Consider the following 23,381-nt stretch of genomic DNA (forward strand, 5'->3'; position numbering starts at 1 on the left):
GATCAACCCATAGTTCCTATTTTGATGGTGAGTTCGGCAGCCAGTTCGTGTCATCAGCAAAAAAGGAGTTGAGCGACCATTGCCTAGCTTCACTGTCCGTCAGTTGATGGGAGTAAGGCTCCCGTCCTCCGAGATTGGCGCCGATTCCGGTGGATTGGTATTCGGCATAGTAGGCTGTCATTAGCCTGTTGGTCTTGCCGCGATCCCACTCGATCCACCCTTCCGCTATCACCGGCGCATTCATCTTGGTGGATAAGAAGATCACCGTAGCATAAGAGCGCCAAGGGCGGCCAAGAGCGATGCCACGTGCGGCGAGATCGGCGGTCAGAGTGCAATGGTCAAAAACATAGGCGCTGTCCTCCTCCGGCGAGTCTTTGCTTTGTGCGGTGTACACCACTGCCTGATTGGCGAGGCCGTGCAGCTCACAGCGCTGAAAATAGGCATTGGCGTTTCCGAATATATAGTCGACATGTCCCTCGATATAGCAGTCCGAAAAATATTGCCGTGCTCTTCGGCCATTCGGCCCTCTGTTGGCGAACAGCGTGTCCTGTGCGCCGAGCAGGCGGATGTGGGTAATAACGTCCTTGTCTCCAGTAATAGCCAGCGCTACGGCCTGCGACAGCGGATTGACCGGATTTAGGGAATAGTCGTTTTGTACCGTTAGATTGTTGAGCCGGAAGTCATCGCCAGATGCATCCATTGTGGCGGAATGAACGGTTCCACCCACTTTGATCGCGCCGTCGCCATAGACGACAACCGTGTCTTCCGGCTTCTTCCCCGTGCCTCTGATATGAACGCCGGATTTACTGACCTTCACCTTCTCGCGATAGATGCCCGGCGCGATCAGAATGTCGCCGCCTCGAGCTGGCAATGCGTCTATGGCCACCTGGATGGAGCGATATGCCTTGTCGCCGGATTGCGAGACAAGAATTTGCTCAGCACTGGTTTTCGGGAGCTGAAAGCAGCTGGTCAGAATGGCAGTGGAAATCAGGAAATATCGCATATCGGTCCTTATTCTTTGTCGGGCCAGTTGCTCGCTCGCGGCTGCAATGCTCGGCCAAACTAGTACCGTTCCACAGAGATGATGACGGATTTTTTTAGCGCAAAATCGGCAAGGCTTCCGGAGGGACGAGAAGTTGGATGCTTCGGGCAGCTCCGGGCACGCGTGTGATGAGCCCGGCTTTTTCCAAGGTCAGCACCATCTGGTGGACGGTGGGAGCGGTGACCTCGAAATGGCGACGCATGTCGGCTTCGGCCGGGGGCCGTTTGAAGATCCGGCTATAGGCGTAGATGAAGGCTAGGTACCGGCCTTGGGTCTGCGTAAAGCGGGGTCCGGCCGCCGCGGGGCTTTCGTCAAGTGTTTGACTCATTTCCGATTCATCCGCGCCTCGACGCTTAAGGAGGTGCAGTTGAATATAAAGTTTCGTGTCGACTTTAGCCAATCGGAACGTGATCAACTTGACGCTTTGTTGAGCGGGGGACGCCACGCGACGCGCAAAATAAAACGCGCGCAGATCCTCGTGGCGGCGAACGACGGCTTGAGCGACGAGGCAATCGCCGCAACCTTGAAGGTCTCAGGATCGACGATTTATCGGACCAAGCGCCGTTTCGTGGAGGCGAACCTTGAGGGTGCGCTCTCCGAGGAGCCGCGCCCTGGGGTAGCACGCAAATTATCGAGCAAGGAGGAGGCGCTCCTGGTGGCGACCGCCTGCTCAAAGCCGCCACCGGGAAGGGCCCGCTGGACCCTTGAGCTGCTGGCCGATGAGATGGTCCGGCTCACCGACCATGAAGAGCTGTCTTCTGAGACCGTCCGTCGACGGCTGGCGGAGAACCATCTGAAGCCCTGGCGCAAAGACATGCGGTGCATCCCCAAGGTTGACGGGGAATACGTCGCTCGCATGGAGGATGTGCTCGACCTCTATGCCGAGGCGCCCGATCCCCAACGACCTGTGGTCTGCTCACATGGGGATTGAGTGTGTCAAGGTGGTTGGTCAGCTCTTTGTTCGATGGCAGGCCAGCTCTTCGTCCCGACCTTGGAGCTTTGGAGATGGGGCGCGCAGATCAAGTCAAGGCCGGCCCGTAGGGCCGCCGCGCAGCGGCTTGGCCTTGACTTGATCGAGCACGCCATCAGGCTGATGTGGTCGGGCGTAGGCAGGCCAGATAGCTCCTTTTTTCGATGGCGATCCAAGTCGAGCCCGGTTTTGGCAATCTGGTTTACTTGCCAGATCAAACTCACATTCGGTCGTCGCGCGAGGCAACTGCACCAACATTCCGCTTGCGGCGGGCAGGCTCGAGAGGACGAGACCATTCTTCGACGCGGCTTTTTGAAGCCATGCAGACCATCGGTTCGTCCACCCGGATCGGCCGAGGCTGATCGAACCTCGGCAGATTGGTTTTGAGTTTGCGGGGGAAAGCGCTTGTGTTAGGCGACGGACTTCATCACGGCTCCCTCAATCACGACGCCTGCGGTCACGTACTTCCACAGAGCCACGAGCAGCTTGCGCGCCAGCGCCACGATCGCACGCTTGCGGCCGCGCTGGCTGTGCGCCTTGAACCACTGCGCCAGAGCCGATTGTCCCTGGTGGCGCACCCAGAGCCAGGCGAGCTGGACCATGGTTGTGCGCAGCCGCGGATTGCCGGCCTTCGACACGCCCTGCTCGCGTTCGATACCGCCACTCCGCCATGGCGTGGCCGCAAGACCGGCATAGGCAGCAACCTGACGACGGTTGGCGAAGTGGCGGTAGAAGGCCTCCGACCAGAGAACCCCGGCGAAGTTGGCGCCCATTCCCTTCAAGGCGAGCAGCATTGTGACCGGGTCCGCTGCGCCCTTCTTCTCGCCGGCTGGCTTTCCCGCCTCGACCAGGAGAGCATCCTGCGCGGCCTCCACTGCCTTGATCTGGTCGAGCAGCAGTTCGAGCCGATCGAGTTCGCGACTGACCTGCTCTTTGAGATGCGGCAGCAGTGCGCGACCGTCCCCCGTACGCAGGGCCTCAAGGCGCGCCCGCCGGTCGCGCCGCAACGGCGCGTAATCAGATATCCCTTGCGCGAACAGAAGGCCTTTGATCCGGTTCACATGCTCGATCCGCTCAGCGATCAATGTCCGCCGCTCACGGCAAATCCGGCGGCGGTCCTCTTCTTCCGGAGAGGGAGCAACGACCATCGCGCAGACCCGCGGCTCGCCGCGCTTGTAGGCCAAAAGCGCCCGCAGCAGCGTCTCGCCATCCAGCCTGTCCGTCTTGGCCCGCCTGCGCCGGCGCGAAGTCGCGATCGAGGCCGGATCCACCACGTGGCTCTCGATGCCCTCCTGCTGCAGACTGCGGTGAAGCCAGAACCCATCCAGCCCCGCCTCCTGGATTGTAATGATCGGATAGCTCTCACCCGTTCGCGCCTGCGCCTTGCGCTTTAGCTCTGCGAACAGCTTCAAGAGTTCCGCAATATCGCCGGCCTTCACGCTGCGTTTGGACATTTTCTCGCTCTTGCCGGGCGATAGCGAGGTAACCAGCCAAGTCGAACGGCTCAGTTCCAACGACACAAAAATTGCGCCAAACTGCGTGCGGATAGCGGCCGGTCCGTCGGAATGATGATCGAGCAACATCGTCGTTCTCCAGGTTGAAGGGATTCAGCAACCTCAGTCTGGCCTCAGACCTAGTCGCTATCCACTCCCCATGGAATCTTCGACGAGAGTCCGACCCAACTCATCGGCGAGGTGCGCGAGCCCATTGCCGCCAAGCCGGGCCAGCTTGAGCGCTACGACTGCGAATATCGCCGCAACGGCACCGTCAATCTGTTCGTCTTCCTCGACGCCCACCGTCCCTGGCGCCGAGTCAAGGTCACCGACCGGCGCACCAACCAAGACTTCGCCGAGTGCATGCGCGAGTTGGTCGATATCGACTATCCCGACGCCCCGATCATCCGGGTGGTGATGGACAACCTCTCCACCCACTCAACCGGGGCGCTTTACGACGCCTTCCCCGCACCGGAGGCTCGCCGGGTGCTGAAGCGGCTTCAGTTCCACCACACCCCGAAACACGCCAGCTGGCTGAATATGGTGGAAATCGAAATCGGCGTCCTGCGCAGCCAATGCCTCGACCGCAGCATCGACGACAAGGAAACCATCCTCGCCGAGGTCGCCGCTTGGCAACAGCGGCGCAACGCCGAAGGCGCTCAAATCCAATGGATGTTCACTACCGAGAAGGCTCGCGAAAAACTCCACAAAGCCTATCCCGTCAAGGAGTCATAATCTCTGTGGAGCGGTACTAGCTGCGTCCAACATGTGCTTATAGTGGCAGCTTCCTACCCGTCCCACACCTGGATGCATGGGGCAACTTCAATCGTGGATGACGATCGCGCCGCTTCAGCGTCGGCGTGGGGACGAATATGAAAATTGTCAGAACTCACACTTGGTTTCGTCGTATCTTGCCCTGCCTTGCTTGGAGAGGCCCATGTCCGAAAAGCGACATTAGGGTGAGAACGTTGTGTTGGCGCGATGCAAATCGTTGGATCCCCTCTGCAATCGTGGCTTGCAGGCTCCTGGCACGATGATTGCTCAATAGTCGAAGGGCACCGTCACGGCGATATTGCAGTCGCTGGCGAGGGAGTTCAAATGCGGCGCAGGCCAGCTGGTGCGAACCAATGCCTTGCCAAATCTTGGCTTCCCGAGCCGGAGGTGCAGCCGTGCATGTCGGGATGAAGGTTGTGCCAACAAATGCTGGAGCAGGAACGCGGATAGCATGGTGCCTGTGGTCAGCGACCGATGGCGTGACCGTGCCGGTCGCATCCGAGAAATACGAAACGCCATGACTGTTCTGCCAGAGGAAAACTGATGAAGTTTGGAGTGTTCTATGAGCACCAATTACCGCAGCCCTGGGAAAATGGCGGCGAGAAAGAATTGTTCGACAACGCGCTGGAGCAGATCGAGCTCGCCGATCAGCTCGGATTCGATTACATGTGGCAGGTTGAGCACCACTTCCTCGAGGAATACTCCCACTCGTCCGCACCCGAAGTCTTTCTGGGTGCCGTTTCGCAGCGTACGAAAAATATCCGCGTTGGCCACGGCATTTGTCTTTCGCCGCCGCACTACAATCATCCAGCGCGGGTAGCTGAGCGCCTCGCGACGCTCGATCTCATCTCTGGAGGACGCGTCGAATGGGGGACTGGAGAATCCGCCTCGCTAATCGAGATGCATGGGTTTGGAATAGAGCCCGAGTTGAAGAGTGCCATGTGGCGGGAAGGCGTCGAACAGACCGCCAATATGATGACCATGCGGCCGTATCCGGGATACGAGGGACGATTCTTCAAAATGCCTTCCCGCAACATCGTGCCAAAGCCGATTCAGAAACCGCACCCACCGCTCTGGATGGCTTGTTCGCGGCGCGACAGCATTTTGCGCGCCGCCCGTTATGGTGTAGGCGCGCTGGTCTTTGGGTTTGTCGAAGCGTCTCAAGCAAAACTCTGGCGGGACGAGTACTATGAGACAATCAAGTCAGACGAGTGCGTTCCCATCGGTCATTCGGTGAACGCCAATATAGCAACGCTCAACGGTATGATGGTTCATGACAGTGCCGAAGAAGCGATGCGTCGCGGAATCGATGGCTTCAAGTTTTTCGGATATTCGATCGCACATTATGCGATATATGGTGAACATCGTCCTGGGCGCACGAATTTGTGGCGTCGCTTCCAAGCGGTCAAGGACGACATCAAGGAGACGCCGGGCTCTGGTAGCATCGGTCGGCCTCAGAGCGTTCGTGACCATCTCATGAGCTACGCGGATGTCGGTATCGACCAGATGATCTTCATCCAGCAGTGCGGACTAAATAAGCACGAGCATATCTGCGAGGCACTCGAGCTGTTTGCCAAAGAGGTTATGCCCGCACTGAAAGAGCGGGAAGACGAGCGTGTCCGACGTAAAGAAGAGGAGCTGGCACCCTACGTAGCGGCAGCGCTGGCCCGCAAGCCCTTGATGCCGGAGCTGCGCGAAACGGACATCCCGAACATCGAGGCTATGGGCATCGTACTCGAGCGTCGCACTGGTAAGGACTACGCTTCGGCGGGCGGCCCCTTCGCGGATCCAACCCGCGGAGGTGCCATTCCGATGGTTTCACGCGAAACCTATGCCAAGGCAGCAAGGTCGACTGATGGCGAAGCGGAACTTGCCTGAGTTCATGTTCGGTGCCGCTCGCAGCGGCGACGGCGGAGCACCACACCTGCAAGCATCTGAGCCCTAATGAAGATATCACACGCGTTCACATTCGAGGCGGCTCACCGTCTTCCGAACGTGCCGGCCACACATAGGTGCAGCCGCGTGCACGGCCATTCCTATCGAATTGAAGTGCAGCTCGATGGACCGGTGGATCCGGTCACAGGATTCGTCGTAGACTTCTTCGACCTTGAGGAGTCCTTCGCCGAAGTGATGAATGCACTCGATCATCAATGTCTGAATGAGGTCGAAGGATTAGGCAATCCCACGGCGGAAAACATTGCCATTTGGATCTGGGAAAGACTGTATCGCAAGTTTCAAGGAATGTCGTGTGTTCGAGTCTATGAAACATCCGATGCTTGGGCCGAATATGACGGACGATGACAAGGGTATCAGCCCATTTTGTCGGTCCCGCTGGGGCTGATTAGAGCCGCTCGAACCTTCAATTCGAGGCTGCAATCCAAAAGCTCGCGAAATGGAAATCCCGGCTGAAAGAGTTCGTGAGATGGCCTCGTACGGCAGAAGACATTCCTGAGCATTTCCCTCCACGGCCGACCTAGTGACGGGGCACTGCGCGGCCCCGAACGCCATCTAGCTGGCCGTGCCGGCGTATTGATCGTGACAATCGCCGGTCGATGCGGAGCTAACACGACGCGGGCAACCTGACATCTTGGAACGCGGGCAGACGGCGCAAGAGAAAAAGATGGTTGAAGCGCCCCGGCGCTCGTCGTCACGAAGAAAGCGCGCCGGGTCCGCCAGACGTCGCCAGTGCATTCTGACCAATCTGTCCGCTCATGAATCAAGTAGCGTGGCAGATCTGGGGCGGGCCCGGTCGGTCAAAGCATTGCCTCCGCGATATACTGACCGGAGCGCGACGGAGCTTGAATCGCACGTTGCGTCAAGTTGTAGACCGCACCATGGTGATACCGACCTAGCAAGGTGGCGCGATATGACGTTCTCACAATGCATGTGGGGAAAGGAAGGTGTTGCTCTTCTTTTCATTATACTTTCCATCTTCTTTGCTAGCTTCGGGTTGGCCTATGCCTCGCTAGAGTCACGGTTTCAGCGACGTGACCAGTACAGACTAGACGTGCATGATGCATCCCCTAGTGTCGGCTCTCCAGACGCCTGCGACCGCGAGAGCCGATAAGGGTAGGGATGGATCTCCGAATAGCGGAAGGTTCTCTCATCGTTCAATGGCTCATGCAGCGGAGAGCGGGATGCATACATCGAAATCCGCAGCTGCTCGTGAGATAAGGAGCAGAAGCTCCTGCACGTGCGTATTTGAGGGCTCTCCCACGGCCCGCGTGGGCAAACGCACGAGGCCGCGTCTACACTGAGATGATGTTGTACGAAGTAGCAGCCCACGAGGGCGGCAATCTCGAGAATCCGAGCAACTAGTCGCTCCAAGTTAGGTCGCTGTTCTTGAAGCTCACAAAGCGATTGGCACATTCGACGGGCATCGGGTGAAGCCGTCTTGCTGTTAAACACAAACGTTCAAAGACCATAATACTCGATCCGGCGTCGAATGTCCTGTTCGTCAAGCGGCGCCACTGGATTGGCGGTCGCAAATACGAGAGCGTCAATGGCACGGCGCCTTTCTTGTAGCCTGTCGTCTTGTCGTGCAAACACAAATTTATAGAGCTTACCAACTGACGCCACGTCCGATTCAAGTTCTATCGAAGCGCTCGCGTAAATTATGCTTTGCTGCTGTGGAGCAGGCTATGCGCCTCAGTTTTGCCACGCTAGTCGCTTCAGTCAGAGCAGCATCATCACGGATGTACTGGTGGTGCTAGAGGCGGAACCCGGCGCATTTTACACACGGCAAAGTGCGCCGGGCGCCTCGGTTGATCGCGAGCCGCAATTCGTCGAAGTCTGAATCGATTGCGCCGAAGTGCGTTGTCGAAGGACAGTTGGTGGGCGAGCTGCAAACCAGCTGGAAGACAAAAGGGGCCTCCTGCACGAACATGGCCTTGTCAGCCCGCATCGCCACCTGAGCCGGCCTCAACGCCCATTCAATTCGAGAGGCAAGGGCTTCTGCGTTGAACCGACGAAGATGTCGGTCAGGTGATGTCTGGCCGAGGGCATTGCGTCCTGCATTGCCGGCCTTGGTCCAATAATTGCTAATTCCCGGCCGGAGATGCCGGGGGTGCGCATCTAATCTAGTCCTAAAGGAGCTCGCTTGCGCCTTCATGAATCAAAAGGAGACAGCGTTGCTGGCCCGACCTCTACGCCGGATCTCGCGCTCTGCCCGTTTCACGACGATAGGTCGCACGCGCAGGCTGGCGGAAGGAAGACGCTTGTATTGACCGGCGCTTCGCGGGGCATTGGCCACGCGACGGGCAGGTTGTTTTCGGAGGCTGGCTGGCGAGTCATCTCCTGTTCTCGACAACCCTTCGATAGCCGATGTCCCTGGGAGTCGGGAGGCAATAACCATGTGCAGGTTGAGTTGAGCGATCATCGCGCGTTACCGGGCGCGATTGCCGAAATCAAGAAGCGGCTCAATGGAGAGCCGCTTCACGCGCTGATCAACAATGCGGGCATCTCCCCAAAGGCGTCGGACGGAGGCCGACTGAATTCGCTAACAACATCCATCGGAACTTGGATGAGCGTATTTCACGTCAATTTGGTCGCGCCGATTCTGCTTTCCCAAGGCCTGTTCGAAGAGTTGAAAGTGGCATCTGGCTCGATCGTCAACGTCACCTCAATCGTTGGCACTCGTGTGCATCCTTTCGCCGGTACAGCCTATGCGACCTCCAAGGCAGCGCTTGCCTGTCTCACGCGCGAGATGGCGCATGATTACGCTCCGTTCGGGATTCGGGTCAACGCGATCGCGCCAGGCGAGATCAAGACCGACATCCTCTCGCCGGAAACCGAAGCGAAGCTCGCGCCTATCATACCGCTACATCGTGTCGGCACACCCGATGAGGTTGCGAAGGTTATCTTCTTCCTCTGTTCAAGCGCTGCGAGCTACGTCACAGGTGCGGAAGTGCCGATCAATGGCGGACAGCACGTGTGATATGGGCGGACAGAGCAGGACGCGAAAGTAGGCTTGGTCGCGCTGGCCTAAGACGAGATATCGGCTACCGTCGTGCAACGTCAATTCGACGGTCGCGAACGCGACAAAAATGCTCGCGTAGACGACAAAATGGCTGTCGCTAGTCCGACGGCGCAAGTAGAACGTCCCACGTGACTTACAATGAGTCAAAGGTTGAAGCCGGAGAAGTGTGAGGCAGTCGGACGAGGCGCCGTTGATAGTGACACCGCTAGCTGCTGGTAGGTTTGGTGCAACTGAACACGGGAAAGCCCACGTCGCCTCTCTTGAGGTCGCTGCAGACCGGCTACACGCTCAAGACATTCGTATCATAATAATTCTGGCGGGCATTACGAATGCAAGGTGCCGTCTGGCTTGCGATGGCACACGTCTGACGGATAGTGTCGAACTATCCAATCGCCTCGTGTGTGGCACGATGCTTGAAGGGAAAATGCCGAAGTCGAACGGCATCGTTTACTCGCAGGAGTCGCAATTCATGGCTTATAAGATCGTCGCCTCGCAATGCTCGGTTTGCGGTGCATGTGAGTTCGAGTGTCCGAACGGCGCGATCAGTTTAAAGCGCGACATATATGTGATTGATCCCAAGAAGTGCACAGAGTGCGAGGGGCACTGCGATACGCCGCAATGCGCCGTCGTCTGTCCAGTCGAAGGCACATGCGTCCCCGCCTGACGACGTCGAAGAGGATGTTGCCCCGATCGAGGCGATCGAGAGATCGTCGGCGCACGCACGCCGAATTATCAAGTGGCGTAGCGAGCTTGCGGTAGCATGCCGGTCAGTGTCATCGTCGCCAGCGGTTAATGGATGATTGGCAGCTTAGCAGAGTGGGGCGCGGCATCGCGTCGACCAATCGCTATCGCTTTGAGGCTCTGATAGCCGGAAGGATTCTGTCGGAAGATCGCAGAAATCCGCCGGAGAGGGAACGAACTTGCCCGAATGCCTCCATGACCGCTGGAGGCCTAATGGACCATGACCGGGGATAGCCCGGGCGTCGAGGACCCAAAGAGCCCGAACTTCAGGACATAATGCGCGCGGAGGTCGAAAGAGATGGTCTCCTCCTTCGACGAGTTAGATCTGAGCATCCTGAGGGTGGCCCCTAGTTGGTCATGTTGGAGGTCTGCGGCGCAAAAGCTCGCGGTCGAAGCGGGCTCCAAACCGGTTCCCTTGGCCCAACGCCAAGGTAGAGCTGAAAAAGTAGATAAAGTGTCATGCCGCTCGCGGATGTCATCTGCGAGCTGGCGCAGGTGGACTGCAATTCGGCTATCCGAAGACGCATAACAAGCGCCTAATCGAACGCGACACAAATGACATGGGATGGTTCGCCGGGAAGGTCCGGTGCGCCCAAGGCTGCACTGACGACACCGCAGACAGAACTGAACGAGATTGGATTGCTGATGACCCCGTGTGCGCCTTGTTCAAGCCCGGCCTGCACCACAGGATCGGATTTCCGTTCTGCTACGAGGAGGATCTTGGCGCTCGTGAACACTCTATTTAGTTCGTCCAGGACCGCCTCGCCTCGGTCCCGCAGGATGGCAATGCCGATCAGTACTACGGCGGGAGTCTTCGTGGACGACGACATAGCCTCAGCCATCGCGGCAAAAGCATGTGTCCGATAGTGTTCGCGTAAGATGTAGTCGAGCGCGGAACGCACCACCTGCTCAGGTTCGATCAGGAAAATGGTCGGACGGTCTTCACTCGTTGAAACGTCGGTTTCGAACTGCATAGTACCCTCGGCTCATTCATTGATGCGCCTCAAGCAAGCTCCGGACCGGAATACGATCAGAGATGTGCGGTAGGATAGCTGCCGTTGTGGCTAGTCGGTAAGACAAGTATTGCCGTGTTTCGGACAGGCGAGTGCAACGAAACATCGAGCCTTGCCGATGTCGGACTTGCAACAAAGCGCATCTGGACCGGTATCTATCTCCACTTACTTCGTTTTTCGTCCCGAAAAGGCGCTGGCACGCTCGTTGCAAAAGTCATTACCCGAGGGCGACGCTGTCGACCATTGTATTGGACTGCGCTGTGATGCGGCGAGCTGGACGATGGGATCACGACAGAGCGCAGCAGGTAGATCGTCAATCGGTTGATGGAGAACAACATGGCTTCGCTGAGACAAATCGCGTTTTATGGCAAGGGTGGTATCGGTAAATCGACGACCTCGCAGAACACCCTCGCAGCACTCGCCGAGATGAATCACAAGATCCTGATCGTCGGCTGCGACCCGAAGGCGGACTCGACCCGCCTGATCTTGCACGCCAAGGCACAGGACACAATCTTGAGTCTCGCGGCAAGCGCCGGCAGCGTCGAAGACCTCGAAATCGAGGACGTCTTGAAGGTCGGCTACAAGGATATTCGCTGCGTCGAATCCGGTGGTCCGGAGCCGGGCGTCGGGTGCGCCGGCCGTGGCGTCATCACCTCGATCAACTTCCTGGAAGAGAACGGGGCCTACGAGGACATCGATTACGTGTCATACGACGTGCTCGGCGATGTCGTCTGCGGCGGATTTGCAATGCCGATACGTGAGAACAAGGCGCAAGAGATCTATATCGTCATGTCCGGCGAGATGATGGCGATGTATGCCGCCAACAACATCTCCAAGGGCATTCTGAAGTATGCCAATTCGGGCGGGGTGCGGCTGGGCGGCTTGATCTGCAACGAGCGGCAAACCGACAAGGAGCTGGAGCTGGCAGAAGCGCTCGCCAAGAAGCTCGGCACCCAGCTGATCCACTTCGTGCCCCGCGACAACGTCGTTCAGCACGCCGAGCTGCGCCGCATGACGGTGCTGGAATATGCGCCGGACTCCAAGCAGGCAGACCACTATCGCAATCTTGCGACCAAAATCCACAACAATGGCGGCAAGGGCATCATCCCGACCCCGATCAGCATGGACGAGCTTGAGGACATGCTGATGGAGCACGGCATCATGAACCAGATCGATGAAAGCCAGGTCGGTAAGACTGCTTCCGAGCTCGCCGCGCTGTCCGCGTAATTCAGTTCGCATATTCGACGTCTTTCGAGAAAGCGTTGACGCCTGAAGCGCACAAGACAATTAGAAGGATATCCGCATGAGCCTCGCATCTACCCAGAGCGTTGCAGAGATCAAGGCCCGCAATAAGGAGCTGATTGACGAAGTTTTGAAGGTCTACCCGGAGAAGACCGCCAAGCGTCGTGCAAAGCACCTTAACGTGCACGAGGCTGGTAAGTCCGACTGCGGCGTCAAATCGAATCTCAAATCGATCCCAGGTGTTATGACTATTCGAGGTTGCGCCTATGCCGGCTCGAAAGGGGTGGTGTGGGGGCCGATCAAGGACATGATCCACATCAGTCACGGCCCGGTTGGTTGCGGGCAGTATTCCTGGGGATCGCGGCGCAATTATTATGTCGGTACCACCGGCATCGACACCTTCGGAACCATGCAGTTCACCTCCGACTTCCGGGAAAAGGACATCGTCTTCGGCGGCGACAAGAAGCTCGCCAAGGTCATCGACGAGATCCAGGACCTGTTTCCGCTCAACCGAGGAATCAGCATCCAGTCGGAATGCCCTGTCGGCCTGATCGGCGATGACATAGAGGCGGTGTCGAAGGTCAAATCAAAGGAATATGACGGCAAGACAATCGTTCCGGTGCGCTGCGAAGGCTTCCGCGGCGTATCGCAGTCGCTTGGTCACCACATCGCCAACGACGCCATCCGTGACTGGGTGTTCGACAAGATCACCTCGGAGACGGAACGGCGATTCGAGCCAACGCCCTATGACGTTGCCATCATCGGCGACTACAACATCGGCGGCGACGCCTGGTCCTCTCGCATCCTCCTGGAGGAGATGGGCCTTCGGGTGATTGCGCAATGGTCGGGCGACGGCAGCCTTGCCGAGCTTGAGGCGACGCCAAAGGCGAAGCTGAACATCCTGCACTGCTATCGCTCCATGAACTACATCTCTCGCCACATGGAGGAGAAGTTTGGTATTCCGTGGTGCGAGTACAACTTCTTCGGCCCATCCAAAATCGTAGAGTCACTGCGCAAGATCGCGAGCTTCTTCGACGACAAGATCAAAGAGGGGGCCGAGCGCGTCATCGTGAAATACCAGCCGCTGATGGACGCCGTCATCGCGAAGTACCGACCGCGCCTGGAAGGCAAGTCCGTGATGCTCTTCGTGGGTGGCCTGCGCCCGCGGCACGTGATTGGCGCTTATGAAGATCTCGGTATGGAGGTCATCGGGACCGGCTACGAGTTCGGCCACAACGACGATTATCAGCGCACCGCCCAGCATTACGTTAAGGACGGTACGTTGATTTATGACGACGTCACTGGCTACGAATTCGAGCGCTTCGTCGAGAAGATCCAGCCTGACCTCGTTGGTTCTGGCATCAAAGAGAAGTACGTGTTCCAGAAGATGGGCGTGCCGTTCCGGCAAATGCACTCCTGGGACTATTCGGGTCCTTATCATGGCTACGATGGGTTCGCGATCTTCGCCCGAGACATGGACATGGCAATCAATTCCCCGATCTGGAAGAAGACGAGGGCGCCGTGGAAGGACGCCCCGCGTCCGAGCCTGATGGCGGCGGAATAGGCGAGCCGGGCCAGACGATCGAACACGAATCCAAAAAGGACGCCACGATGACCCAGAATGCCGAAAAAGTGCTCGATCATTTTGAGCTGTTCCGAGGTCCGGAATACCAGCAGATGCTGGCTAACAAAAGAGCGCTCTTCGAGAATGCACACGATCCCGCGGAGGTTGCGCGTATCCGCGAATGGACCAAAACCCCCGAATATCGCGAGAAGAACTTCGCGCGCGAGGAACTGACCATCAATCCGGCCAAGGCCTGCCAGCCGTTAGGTGCGGTGTTTGCTTCGATCGGATTCGAGGGCACCTTGCCCTTCGTGCACGGCTCACAGGGCTGCGTCGCCTATTACCGAAGCCACCTGTCACGACACTTCAAGGAGCCGACCTCCTGTGTTTCCTCGTCGATGACCGAAGACGCAGCCGTATTCGGCGGCCTCAACAACATGACCGACGGGCTCGCCAACAGCTATAACACGTACAAACCGAAGATGATTTCGGTCTCGACCACGTGCATGGCGGAAGTGATCGGCGACGATCTCAACGCCTTCATCAAGACCTCGAAGGAAAAGGGGGCGGTGCCGGCTAAGTTCGACGTTGCCTTTGCTCATACGCCTGCCTTCGTCGGTAGCCACGTCACCGGCTATGATAACGCCCTGAAAGGCATCATCGAGCATTTCTGGGACGGAAAAGCCGGGTCCGAACCCAAGCTTGAGCGCGAGCCGAACGACAAGATCAACTTCATCGGGGGCTTCGACGGCTACACCGTAGGCAACCTCCGCGAGATAAAGCGCATTTTCGAATTGATGGGGATCAGATACACGATCCTTGCGGATAACAGTGACGTGTTCGACACGCCCACTGACGGTGAGTTTCGCATGTATGATGGCGGCACGACTCTGAAAGACGCCGCGGATGCGATCCACGCCAGGGCGACCATCTCTATGCAGCAATATTGCACGGAGAAAACGCTTCCGTTCATCGAGAGTCATGGCCAGCAAGTCGTTGCGTTCAATCATCCGGTCGGCGTTAGTGCGACGGACGACTTTGTGATGACGCTGTCACGCATTTCGGGCAAGGCAATCCCAAAGGTCCTAGAACAAGAGCGCGGTCGTCTGGTCGACGCCATGGCAGACTCCAGCGCACACATTCACGGTAAGAAGTTTGCAATCTATGGTGATCCCGACCTTTGCTATGGCTTGGCGACCTTCCTGCTCGAGCTAGGTGCCGAACCGACACACGTCCTGTCAACCAACGGCAACAAGGCCTGGGAAGAGAAGATGCAGGCGCTCTTCGCCAGTTCGCAGTTCGGCAAAGACTGCCATGCCTATCCGGGTAGGGACCTCTGGCACATGCGATCGCTGCTGTTCACCGAGCCGGTCGACCTTCTGATCGGCAACACCTATGGCAAGTACCTGGAGCGCGATACGGGCACGCCGCTGATCCGCATCGGCTTCCCGGTGTTCGATCGGCATCATCATCACCGCTATCCGGTTTGGGGTTATCAGGGAGGTATGAATGTTCTGGTGAAGATACTCGATAAGATTTTTGACGAGATCGATAAGAACACCAACGTGGTCGGAAAGACGGACTACAGCTTCGACATCATCCGCTGATGTGGGCGTGTCTCCGCCTCATTGCGGCTTATCGCCGCCGTGAGGTGGGGATGCGGGCGCCAGCCGGCCTATCGACCGTGCCCGAACCAGAAAACGTCCGCGGAAGGAGACAACCGTGACTTCACTATCGGCGACCATCCAAGGCGTCTTCAACAAGGCGGATTGCGTTGAGAACGCCAACAAATCGGCAGCTGCCCGCAAGAAGGGCTGCACCAAGCAACTGCAGCCTGGCGGAGCCGCCGGAGGTTGCGCTTTTGATGGCGCCAAGATTGCGCTCCAGCCGTTTACCGATGTCGCTCATCTGGTTCATGGCCCGATCGCGTGCGAAGGAAATTCCTGGGACAATCGCGGTTCTGCCTCCTCTGGCTCCGATCTCTGGCGCAGAAGCTTCACGACCGACATGCAAGAGATCGATATCGTGTTCGGCGGCGAGAAGCGGCTATACAAAGCCATCAGGGAAATCATCCGTAAGTATGATCCTCCGGCGATCTTCGTCTACCAAACCTGCGTGCCTGCCATGATCGGCGACGATATCGACGCGGTCTGCAAGATCGCCACAGCGAAATGCGGCAGGCCTGTCATTCCTGTTAACGCGCCGGGATTTGTCGGTTCGAAGAACCTTGGAAATAAGCTCGCCGGCGAAGCGCTGCTGCGATACGTGATCGGTACCCAAGAACCCGATTACACGACCCTCTACGACATCAATCTCATCGGGGAATACAACCTGTCCGGCGAATTCTGGCAGGTCAAGCCGCTGTTGGACGAACTCGGGATTCGCGTCCTGTCCTGCATCTCCGGCGATGGCAGATATCGCGACGTTGCCTGCTCACATCGGGCGCGCGCGGCAATGATGGTGTGCTCGAAGTCCTTGATCAATGTTGCGAGTAAGATGAAGGAGCGATACGGCATCCCATTCTTCGAAGGATCATTCTACGGTATCCAGGACTCCAGCGAGTCTTTGCGCGAGATTGCGCGCATGCTGATCGAGCGCGGAGCGCCGGCCGAGTTAATGGAACGCACCGAGCTCACAGTCGCACGCGAGGAAGCGAAGGCGAGGGCCGCAATCGCGTTCTTCAAGCCGCGTTTTGCTGGCAAAAAGGTGCTGCTTGTCACCGGGGGCGTTAAATCGTGGTCAGTCGTCGCGGCTTTGCAGGAGGCCGGACTTGAGATCGTCGGAACTTCTGTAAAAAAATCAACCATGAAGGACAAGGAGCGCATCCAAAAGTTGATGGGCCATGATGCTCACATGATCGAGGATCTGACCCCGCGTGAAATGTCCAAGATGCTCAAAGAAGCAAAAGCCGACATCATGCTCTCGGGCGGCAAGTCGCAATTTGTCGCCCTTAAGACCGCGACGCCATGGCTCGATATCAATCAGGAACGCTGCCACGCCTATATGGGCTATCTCGGCATCGTAAGGCTGATGGAAGAGATCGATAAGGCACTCTACAACCCAATATGGGATCAGCTCCGTAAGCCCGCGCCGTGGGATGATGCCGACGTCGCTTGGAAAGCCAAGTCGCTTGCGCAGGTAGATGTGGCAACTGTCGATATTGATCCGAGTTTGGAGCGCGTCGAAAAGGCGCGCTGCGATAAAAGAGCCTTTCGTTGCCAAAATCTTGATCTCGGTGTCACCAAGGAGAGCGTTGTCACTCTCGGTTCGACTACAGTCGATGACATCGCGGAGCATGCCGGGGCCCCCGACATCTGCGGCGCCAGTGAGCGGGCGATCGCGGGAATGACTGCGGACCTGCCGACCTCCACGCAGGAGGCGGCAGAGTAGGACGGTAAATCAGGTTCAAAGCCATGGCTATCGTTACCAGTTCCAATAAAGCCTGCTCGAGCAACCCGCTCAAGATGAGCCAGCCAATCGGCGGCTCCTTTGCCTTCTTGGGGCTTCGGGGGGCAATGCCGCTCCTACACGGTTCTCAAGGCTGCACGTCCTTTGGCTTGACCCTGTTTGTCCGCCATTTCAAGGAGGCGGTGCCGCTGCAGACCTCCGCGATGAGCGAGGTTGCCACAGTTCTCGGTGGCTACGAGAATGTCGAGCAGGCGATCCTCAATATCTGCAACCGCACCAAGCCCGAGATCATCGGTATCAATTCGACAGGAGTCACCGAGACCAAGGGTGACGACGTCGAGGCGTTCATCCGCCTTATCCGGCAGAAGCATCCGCAGCTCGAAAAATTGCCGCTTGTCTACGTTTCGACGCCGGATTTCAAGGACGCGTTTCAAGATGGCTGGGAAAAGACCGTGGCGCGCATGATCGAGGTGCTTGTCGATCCTCGCGATGCAGCCGCACCGCGCGACCTCTCGCGCGTTAATGTCCTGCCTGGCTGCCACCTGACCCCCGGCGACCTTGACGAGCTGCGGACGATTTTTGATGATTTTGGGCTGAGGCCGTCCTTCCTGCCGGATATCGCCGGTTCGCTCGACGGTCACATTCCCGATGAATTCACGCCGACCACGATCGGTGGGATCGGGGTCGACGAGATCGCGACTATGGGGCAGGCGGCTTGGACGATCGCGATCGGAGCGCAGATGAGGCGCGCGGCCGAGGCCATGCAAGCAAGGACGGGTGTGCCGTTCCGGCTGTTCGAGCGGCTCTGTGGCCTCGGCCCTAGCGATGTATTCATCGCGTCTGTAAGCGAGATCAGCGGCAAACCAGTGCCCCCAAAATACCGCCGGCAACGTGGCCAGCTCGCGGACGCCATGCTGGATGCGCATTTCCATATTGGCGGCCGAAAGCTCGCCATCGGGGCTGAGCCGGACCTCTTGTTCGACATATCCAGCATGCTCTGTGAGATGGGCGCACAGCTGACCGCGGCAGTGACGACAACGGCCTCTCCGGTGCTCGAACGCGTCAGGGGGGGAGAGGTTATCATCGGCGATCTTGAAGATCTGGAGGAGCTGGCCAAAACGCGCGAATGCGATCTCCTGATCTCCCATTCACACGGCCGCCAAGCGGCAGCACGGCTGAACATTCCATTCTACCGTGCTGGCTTCCCGATGTTCGATCGCATTGGCGCAGGTCACCAGATGACGGTCGGCTATCGCGGCACGCGCGAGCTGATCTTTGACCTTGCCAATCTCATCATTGCCGACCGCGAGGACAACCGCCAGCCGACGCCGGACACCTGGCGCATCACCGACAACGGCCTGCATGTCGTTCCCCCGCGGCCCAATTGATGCGAAGAGAGGAATTATGCCGATGAAAGTCGCATTCGCCACCCAGGATCTGAAGCGCGTCGATGCCCATTTTGGCTGGGCTAGAAATATCGCCATCTATGAAGTCAGGCCAGAGGGGCACAGTTTCGTCGAAGCCATCCAGTTTGACGGCGACCTTAAGGACGACGGTAACGAGGACAAGCTCGCGCCGAAGATCGAAGCTATCAAAGACTGCTCCATCCTCTATGTGGCCGCGATCGGCGGCTCTGGCGCCGCGCGCGTCGTCGCAAATAAGATCCATCCCATGAAGGTGAACCAGCCTGAAGCGATCGACGATCTTTGTGTCAAGCTTGAAGCCGTATTGAAAGGCTCACCGCCACCCTGGTTGCGCAAGGTGCTTGCCAAGGGCCAGGAACGCTCGTTTGATTTAGAGGATTGAGGTAAACGACATGACTGAGGCGGCCGAATTGATCCAACCCGGGCCTGCGGGAGAGGCGCCCTTTGTGAAGGAGCTCGTCAAAATCTGGCGCGCCGAGGACGGGCATGGTGCTTGGGAGGGCAAGAAGGACCTAGAGCTGCTCGAGCCCTATATTCTCGACAGGGAGAAGCGCCGCACCTTGCCGATCGTCGGTGACCCCGATCCGGACACGATCTGGCGGCTTGAACTGTTCTTCAACGCTGTCGCCGTGTCCATTGAGAAGGCGACCGGCGTGATGGTCTCGCCCATGCTGAAAATGCACCATGAAGGCTTTGGCCGCATAGTGCTGATCGGCGGGCGGCTCATTGTCGTAAATAAGCAGCTGCGCGACGTGCATCGTTTCGGTTTTGACAACCTCTCAAAACTTGCCACGGAAGGTGACATGTATGTCGACCGCGGAATTGAGATGATCCGTAGGTTCCCGGAAGTTGCGAACTACTGAGGTGACGAATGAGCGATCTTGAAGCACTGAAAGCCGAGATCAAGAAGCTTTCCGCCAAGGCGACTCAGGCAAAGATGGATCTCCACGATTTCGCCGAAGAATTGCCGGTCAACTGGACCTCGGTCCTGAGTGTGGCCCAGAAGGTCCACGATGCCTTCGACGAGCTCGAGCGCAAGCGCGAGGATCTCAAAGCGCAGGGAAGAGCAGACGGAAAGTAACCATGTCATTCGCAACGCGCGACGGCCGCGACTGGAAGCCGGAGTATCTGGCTTCCATCGACCCAAAGAAGTGCATAGGCTGCGGCCGCTGTTACAAGGTGTGTGGCCGCGAGGTCATGATGCTGAAGGGTATCAATGCGGACGGCGAGATGATCGATCTAGAAGACGATGACGATGAGATCGAGAAGAAGATCATGGTGCTAAACGATGACGGAGCGTGCATCGGCTGCGGGGCTTGTGCCCGGGTGTGCCCGACCAACTGCCAAACCCACGTTTCAGCTGCTTGAGTTTAGCCATCGGAAACAGAGAAGCGATAACGTCGCTAGGGATCTTCTGCAAGGACTGAAATGGACTCCGTTTTTGGGACCATCAGTTAAGTTGGAAAGCGACCGCTCCGTTTGCTAGATGGAGCGGATGATGACGAAGAAGACGAGACGGAAGATTGATGTAGCGCTGAAGGCGAAGATCGCCTTGGAGGCGGTGCGAGAGCAAGCGACGGTCGCCGATTTGGCCCAGCGTTACGAGGTTCACCCCAATCAGATCTACGCCTGGAAGAAGCAGCTTCTGGAGAATGCGGCGCGCTCCTTCGACGCCAATGTTGGCCTTGACGCGGAAAAGGCGGCGGAGAAAAAGGTCGAGGACCTCTACGCCAAGATCGGGCAATTGACGGTGGAGCGGGATTTTTTGGCAAAGAGGTCCGGAAGATGAGCGTTTCGGACCGTCGCGGGATGCTCGATCGCGCCGACAAGGGGCTGTCGATCCGCCGCCAATGCGAACTGCTCGGCGTGGCGCGCTCCGGCGTCTATCGCCTGCCAAAGCCGGCCAACGACAATGATCTCGCGGTGATGCGGCGGATCGACGAGTTGTTCACCGCCTGGCCATTTCTCGGCTCGCGGCGGATCACGGCGATGCTGAAGGCCGAGGGCGAGACGATCAACCGCAAGCGCGTGCAGCGGCTGATGCGCCAGATGGGCATCGCGGCGCTGGGTCCGAAGCCGAACACCAGCAAGCCGGCGCCGGGTCACAAGATCCATCCCTATCTGTTGCGCAACATGACGATCGACCGCCCGAACCAGGTGTGGGCGGCCGACATCACCTATTTGCCCATTGGCCGCGGCTTCCTCTACCTCGTCGCGATCATCGACTGGGCGAGCCGCGCCGTGCCGGCGTGGCGTCTGTCCAATACGATGGACACCTCGTTCTGCCTGGCGGCGCTCGACGACGCCTTGGCGCGACACGGCCGACCGGAGATTTTCAACACCGATCAAGGCTCGCAATTCACCAGTGCCGCCTTCACCGGCGCGCTCGCGGCGGCCGGGATCAAGATCTCCATGGATGGCCGCGGCCGCTGGATGGACAACGTGTTCATCGAACGGCTGTGGCGCTCCCTCAAGCATGAGGATATCTACCTCAAGGGCTACGCCGACGGCCGCGAGGCCAAGGCCGGCATCGCCGCGTGGATAGAGTTCTACAATGAACAGCGCTTGCATCAGGCGCTTGGCTATCGCACGCCGATGGCGGTCTGGCGCGAAGCAACCGCAGCCGCTGTGGACATGATGGACAACGCTACCGCGTTGACCACATGCCCATCTGTGGACGCCCCGCTGGATGCAAGAAGAATCTTTCGATCAGGTGTTGCGCGTAGTCGGGTGCTGACATCTGTCCGGCCTTTATTGCGACCGTCAGATGTCGCGGGCCCGTATGGGAGTTCGCGGATCAGATCCAAATCACAGCAGCGTGCTTGGAAGCACCTGGGCATGTACTGGTTTTCCTGACCCCGTCTCATCGACTGTTGCGCCGTACCTTCCGTTTGACCTTCCTACCTCCTCGACGACCTCTGGCCGGGCGGACTAAGCGATTAAGCCGCTGCGACCGGAGCTTTGTAGACCCCACCGTTGACCATCAAAGCCCAAACGGTGCGAGCCATCTTGTTGGCAAGAGCGACCGCGACAAGCATGGGCGGCTTACGAGCGAGCATGCGCTCCAGCCATGTCCCTTGCGATGCACCGCGTCGGCGAGCCAGCTTCACCACCGCACTCGCCCCGATGATGAGGAGACGCCGCAGCGTTCGCTCACCCATTTTCGATATTTGGCCGAGCTTCTGTTTTCCACCAGTGGAACGTTGCAGCGGCGTCAAACCCAACCACGCAGCGAAATCCCGGCCACGTTTGAAGTTTTCAGGCTCAGGCGCTAGCGCCATCAGAGCCGTCGCCGTGATTGGGCCGATGCCAGGAACCGTCATAAGCCGTCGAGCAACCTCCTCTTCTCGGGCTCGTCGCGCGATCTCAATATCGAGTTGCTTGATTTGCTCTTCCAGCACCCCCAGCATCTTGACCAGGATGTCGAGCGCCGGGTGCGCCGCCGTTGGCACGCCGCTCCCGGAAGCTTGCGCGTGCTCAACCAGCCCGGCGACATTGGACGCCCCCTTTGCAACGACCAGGCCGTATTCGGCGAGGTGACCTCGCAGCGCGTTTATGATCTGAGTACGTTGCCGGACCAAAAGATCACGAGCGCGAAACACGACCGCGCTCGCCTGCTGGTCCTCACTCTTCGCGGCGGCAAAGCGCATGGTGGGGCGTTGGGCTGCTTCGCAAATCGCTTCTGCATCGGCCATATCGTTTTTCTGGCGCTTAACAAAGGGCTTTACATAGGACGGTGGAATCAGACGCACTGTGTGACCTAGCTTGCCAATTTCACGAGCCCAGTAATGGGCGCTGGCGCAGGCTTCCATCGCTACCAGGCACGCAGGCTGCCGGGCAAAGAAAGCCAGCACTTTGTCACGACGCAGCTGTTTGCGGAAAACAACATCGCCGCCAGCGTCTGCGCCATGTGCCTGAAAAACATGTTTCGCCAAGTCTAGTCCAATCGTGCTAACCTCGTTCACGGACGCCTCCTCTTTTGTGACGGTTCAACACCCCTCACTTTGGCATATCGATGCCGTCGAGGGGCGTCCACCCCATCACAGCAACAGCAGACAACGTCGTTGGCGGCGTGATAGAAAGGAAGTAGGAGCGGTCGGATTTCCCAACTAACAAACCGGCTCAAACGGTCCCGCTCCGCGGGTTCATTTCAGGACCAAGCCTATATAGCGTCAGAAGGCATTGGGTGAGTGCGTGAGTGCTCCGCCTCTGCCGCTGCGGCTCTAAAAGGAGTTGGCCCTGGCGCCTCTCGTCGTCATTGCCGCGCTTGTCGGCGATAATTCGGTATGTCGTGAAAACTTGATACCAGTTTCGCCGAGATATGATGGTTAAATCGAAGCTATAAAGCCGCCTCAACTCTTGCTACTCGATTCCCTGTTCACATGCTTTCATCATCGCGGCAATCCGAAACCGCTCCTGGATGGAGATGGGGTTAGCGAGCATATCGGCCTCTGCCTTCTTAAAGGCGGCGAGAACGATCTCGGCTTCCTCGCGCGTCAGCGGGACGCGGCCGGCCATGTGGGTAGCGTCAGGTACTGCGGCCAGGATTGCTCGGCAGTACGGATGATCCTTGACCTCGATGAGCTCGCTAGCTTCCAGCTTTCCGTCAAGCAGGATTGCCAACCCTAGCACCTCGAGCTTGCGGCCGTCCTGAGTGGTCTTGATGAGCGTTGCCATTTCTATTCTGCCTCCTGCGCGACGATGGAAAGTCGCCTTGGGCCACAGTACATTG

At 58.2% G+C, this 23,381-nt stretch carries 19 protein-coding genes and 3 pseudogenes; 16 read left to right on the forward strand and 6 right to left on the reverse strand.

The window, feature by feature from the left end:
* Positions 1-16: 16 nt before the first annotated feature.
* Positions 17-1,003, reverse strand: coding sequence for a pectinesterase family protein (locus NLM32_RS10050; protein ID WP_254128858.1), 987 nt, complete (start codon positions 1,001-1,003; stop codon positions 17-19).
* A gap of 94 nt (positions 1,004-1,097) precedes the next feature.
* Positions 1,098-1,370, reverse strand: a complete 273-nt coding sequence (locus tag NLM32_RS10055) for a LexA family transcriptional regulator (protein ID WP_254128859.1) — start codon at positions 1,368-1,370, stop codon at positions 1,098-1,100.
* Between the two features lie 39 nt (positions 1,371-1,409).
* Here NLM32_RS10055 and NLM32_RS10060 point away from each other — a divergent pair.
* Positions 1,410-1,958, forward strand: a pseudogene (locus NLM32_RS10060) (IS630 family transposase); the annotation flags it as partial.
* A gap of 464 nt (positions 1,959-2,422) precedes the next feature.
* Here the strand turns inward: NLM32_RS10060 and NLM32_RS10065 are convergent.
* Entirely contained in the window at positions 2,423-3,595 is a 1,173-nt protein-coding gene (locus tag NLM32_RS10065; protein ID WP_254128738.1) for an IS110 family transposase, read from the reverse strand.
* A gap of 78 nt (positions 3,596-3,673) precedes the next feature.
* Between NLM32_RS10065 and NLM32_RS10070 the strand changes: the two are divergent.
* From NLM32_RS10070 to NLM32_RS10090, 5 genes and pseudogenes are all read left to right on the forward strand, one after another.
* A pseudogene (locus NLM32_RS10070) lies at positions 3,674-4,240 on the forward strand (IS630 family transposase); the annotation flags it as partial.
* A gap of 582 nt (positions 4,241-4,822) precedes the next feature.
* Positions 4,823-6,157 (forward strand): LLM class flavin-dependent oxidoreductase, encoded by a 1,335-nt coding sequence (locus NLM32_RS10075; protein ID WP_254128860.1) that lies wholly within the window; start codon positions 4,823-4,825, stop codon positions 6,155-6,157.
* 66 nt (positions 6,158-6,223) lie between these two features.
* Positions 6,224-6,580, forward strand: a complete 357-nt coding sequence (gene queD, locus NLM32_RS10080; protein ID WP_254128861.1) for a 6-carboxytetrahydropterin synthase QueD — start codon at positions 6,224-6,226, stop codon at positions 6,578-6,580.
* Between the two features lie 1,798 nt (positions 6,581-8,378).
* A complete protein-coding gene (locus NLM32_RS10085) occupies positions 8,379-9,215 on the forward strand; it encodes an SDR family NAD(P)-dependent oxidoreductase (protein ID WP_254128862.1) in 837 nt (278 codons plus the stop codon).
* 511 nt (positions 9,216-9,726) lie between these two features.
* Positions 9,727-9,921 carry a 4Fe-4S binding protein gene (locus NLM32_RS10090; RefSeq protein WP_254128863.1) on the forward strand — a complete coding sequence of 65 codons (195 nt, stop codon included), beginning with the start codon at positions 9,727-9,729 and terminating at the stop codon, positions 9,919-9,921.
* A gap of 613 nt (positions 9,922-10,534) precedes the next feature.
* Here NLM32_RS10090 and NLM32_RS10095 read toward each other — a convergent pair.
* Complete coding sequence (locus NLM32_RS10095; RefSeq protein ID WP_254128864.1) at positions 10,535-10,972, reverse strand: response regulator; 438 nt, start codon at positions 10,970-10,972, stop codon at positions 10,535-10,537.
* A 375-nt stretch (positions 10,973-11,347) separates the two neighbouring features.
* Between NLM32_RS10095 and nifH the strand changes: the two genes are divergently transcribed.
* From nifH to NLM32_RS10145, 10 genes and pseudogenes are all read left to right on the forward strand, one after another.
* Positions 11,348-12,238: a nitrogenase iron protein gene (gene nifH / locus NLM32_RS10100; RefSeq protein ID WP_254128865.1), complete on the forward strand. Its 891-nt coding sequence runs from the start codon at positions 11,348-11,350 to the stop codon at positions 12,236-12,238.
* 76 nt (positions 12,239-12,314) lie between these two features.
* Positions 12,315-13,817: a nitrogenase molybdenum-iron protein alpha chain gene (gene nifD, locus NLM32_RS10105; protein WP_254128866.1), complete on the forward strand. Its 1,503-nt coding sequence runs from the start codon at positions 12,315-12,317 to the stop codon at positions 13,815-13,817.
* A 47-nt stretch (positions 13,818-13,864) separates the two neighbouring features.
* Entirely contained in the window at positions 13,865-15,424 is a 1,560-nt protein-coding gene (nifK, locus tag NLM32_RS10110) for a nitrogenase molybdenum-iron protein subunit beta (protein WP_254135272.1), read from the forward strand.
* Between the two features lie 115 nt (positions 15,425-15,539).
* Positions 15,540-17,207, forward strand: a complete 1,668-nt coding sequence (gene nifE / locus NLM32_RS10115) for a nitrogenase iron-molybdenum cofactor biosynthesis protein NifE (RefSeq protein ID WP_254128867.1) — start codon at positions 15,540-15,542, stop codon at positions 17,205-17,207.
* A gap of 23 nt (positions 17,208-17,230) precedes the next feature.
* Positions 17,231-18,613, forward strand: a complete 1,383-nt coding sequence (gene nifN / locus NLM32_RS10120; RefSeq protein ID WP_254128868.1) for a nitrogenase iron-molybdenum cofactor biosynthesis protein NifN — start codon at positions 17,231-17,233, stop codon at positions 18,611-18,613.
* A gap of 22 nt (positions 18,614-18,635) precedes the next feature.
* Complete coding sequence (gene nifX, locus NLM32_RS10125; protein ID WP_254128869.1) at positions 18,636-19,031, forward strand: nitrogen fixation protein NifX; 396 nt, start codon at positions 18,636-18,638, stop codon at positions 19,029-19,031.
* Between the two features lie 10 nt (positions 19,032-19,041).
* Positions 19,042-19,512, forward strand: coding sequence for a NifX-associated nitrogen fixation protein (locus tag NLM32_RS10130; RefSeq protein ID WP_254128870.1), 471 nt, complete (start codon positions 19,042-19,044; stop codon positions 19,510-19,512).
* An 8-nt stretch (positions 19,513-19,520) separates the two neighbouring features.
* Positions 19,521-19,730, forward strand: coding sequence for a CCE_0567 family metalloprotein (locus NLM32_RS10135; protein ID WP_254128871.1), 210 nt, complete (start codon positions 19,521-19,523; stop codon positions 19,728-19,730).
* 2 nt (positions 19,731-19,732) lie between these two features.
* Positions 19,733-20,017, forward strand: coding sequence for a ferredoxin III, nif-specific (gene fdxB / locus NLM32_RS10140; protein WP_254128872.1), 285 nt, complete (start codon positions 19,733-19,735; stop codon positions 20,015-20,017).
* A gap of 130 nt (positions 20,018-20,147) precedes the next feature.
* Positions 20,148-21,244: pseudogene (locus NLM32_RS10145) on the forward strand (IS3 family transposase); the annotation flags it as partial.
* Between the two features lie 344 nt (positions 21,245-21,588).
* On the opposite strand, the gene NLM32_RS10150 reads toward NLM32_RS10145, so the two are convergent.
* Together NLM32_RS10150 and NLM32_RS10155 are read right to left on the reverse strand one after the other, a co-directional pair.
* Entirely contained in the window at positions 21,589-22,614 is a 1,026-nt protein-coding gene (locus NLM32_RS10150; protein ID WP_254128873.1) for an IS110 family transposase, read from the reverse strand.
* A gap of 397 nt (positions 22,615-23,011) precedes the next feature.
* Complete coding sequence (locus tag NLM32_RS10155) at positions 23,012-23,326, reverse strand: hypothetical protein (RefSeq protein ID WP_254128874.1); 315 nt, start codon at positions 23,324-23,326, stop codon at positions 23,012-23,014.
* Positions 23,327-23,381: the final 55 nt, after the last annotated feature.

The organism is Bradyrhizobium sp. CCGUVB14 (assembly GCF_024199935.1).
Lineage (GTDB): Bacteria > Pseudomonadota > Alphaproteobacteria > Rhizobiales > Xanthobacteraceae > Bradyrhizobium.

What these genes read in the sequence shown, in the direction of transcription:
- fdxB (WP_254128872.1), top strand. Translation starts at nt 19,733, where the DNA reads ATGTCATTCGCAACGCGCGACGGCCGCGACTGGAAGCCGGAGTATCTG.
- NLM32_RS10155 (WP_254128874.1), bottom strand. Translation starts at nt 23,326, where the DNA reads ATGGCAACGCTCATCAAGACCACTCAGGACGGCCGCAAGCTCGAGGTG.
- nifX (WP_254128869.1), top strand. Translation starts at nt 18,636, where the DNA reads ATGAAAGTCGCATTCGCCACCCAGGATCTGAAGCGCGTCGATGCCCAT.
- NLM32_RS10095 (WP_254128864.1), bottom strand. Translation starts at nt 10,972, where the DNA reads ATGCAGTTCGAAACCGACGTTTCAACGAGTGAAGACCGTCCGACCATT.
- NLM32_RS10050 (WP_254128858.1), bottom strand. Translation starts at nt 1,003, where the DNA reads ATGCGATATTTCCTGATTTCCACTGCCATTCTGACCAGCTGCTTTCAG.
- NLM32_RS10135 (WP_254128871.1), top strand. Translation starts at nt 19,521, where the DNA reads ATGAGCGATCTTGAAGCACTGAAAGCCGAGATCAAGAAGCTTTCCGCC.
- NLM32_RS10075 (WP_254128860.1), top strand. Translation starts at nt 4,823, where the DNA reads ATGAAGTTTGGAGTGTTCTATGAGCACCAATTACCGCAGCCCTGGGAA.
- NLM32_RS10065 (WP_254128738.1), bottom strand. Translation starts at nt 3,595, where the DNA reads ATGTTGCTCGATCATCATTCCGACGGACCGGCCGCTATCCGCACGCAG.
- NLM32_RS10090 (WP_254128863.1), top strand. Translation starts at nt 9,727, where the DNA reads ATGGCTTATAAGATCGTCGCCTCGCAATGCTCGGTTTGCGGTGCATGT.
- NLM32_RS10130 (WP_254128870.1), top strand. Translation starts at nt 19,042, where the DNA reads ATGACTGAGGCGGCCGAATTGATCCAACCCGGGCCTGCGGGAGAGGCG.
- nifK (WP_254135272.1), top strand. Translation starts at nt 13,865, where the DNA reads ATGACCCAGAATGCCGAAAAAGTGCTCGATCATTTTGAGCTGTTCCGA.
- nifD (WP_254128866.1), top strand. Translation starts at nt 12,315, where the DNA reads ATGAGCCTCGCATCTACCCAGAGCGTTGCAGAGATCAAGGCCCGCAAT.
- nifN (WP_254128868.1), top strand. Translation starts at nt 17,231, where the DNA reads ATGGCTATCGTTACCAGTTCCAATAAAGCCTGCTCGAGCAACCCGCTC.
- nifH (WP_254128865.1), top strand. Translation starts at nt 11,348, where the DNA reads ATGGCTTCGCTGAGACAAATCGCGTTTTATGGCAAGGGTGGTATCGGT.
- queD (WP_254128861.1), top strand. Translation starts at nt 6,224, where the DNA reads ATGAAGATATCACACGCGTTCACATTCGAGGCGGCTCACCGTCTTCCG.
- NLM32_RS10055 (WP_254128859.1), bottom strand. Translation starts at nt 1,370, where the DNA reads ATGAGTCAAACACTTGACGAAAGCCCCGCGGCGGCCGGACCCCGCTTT.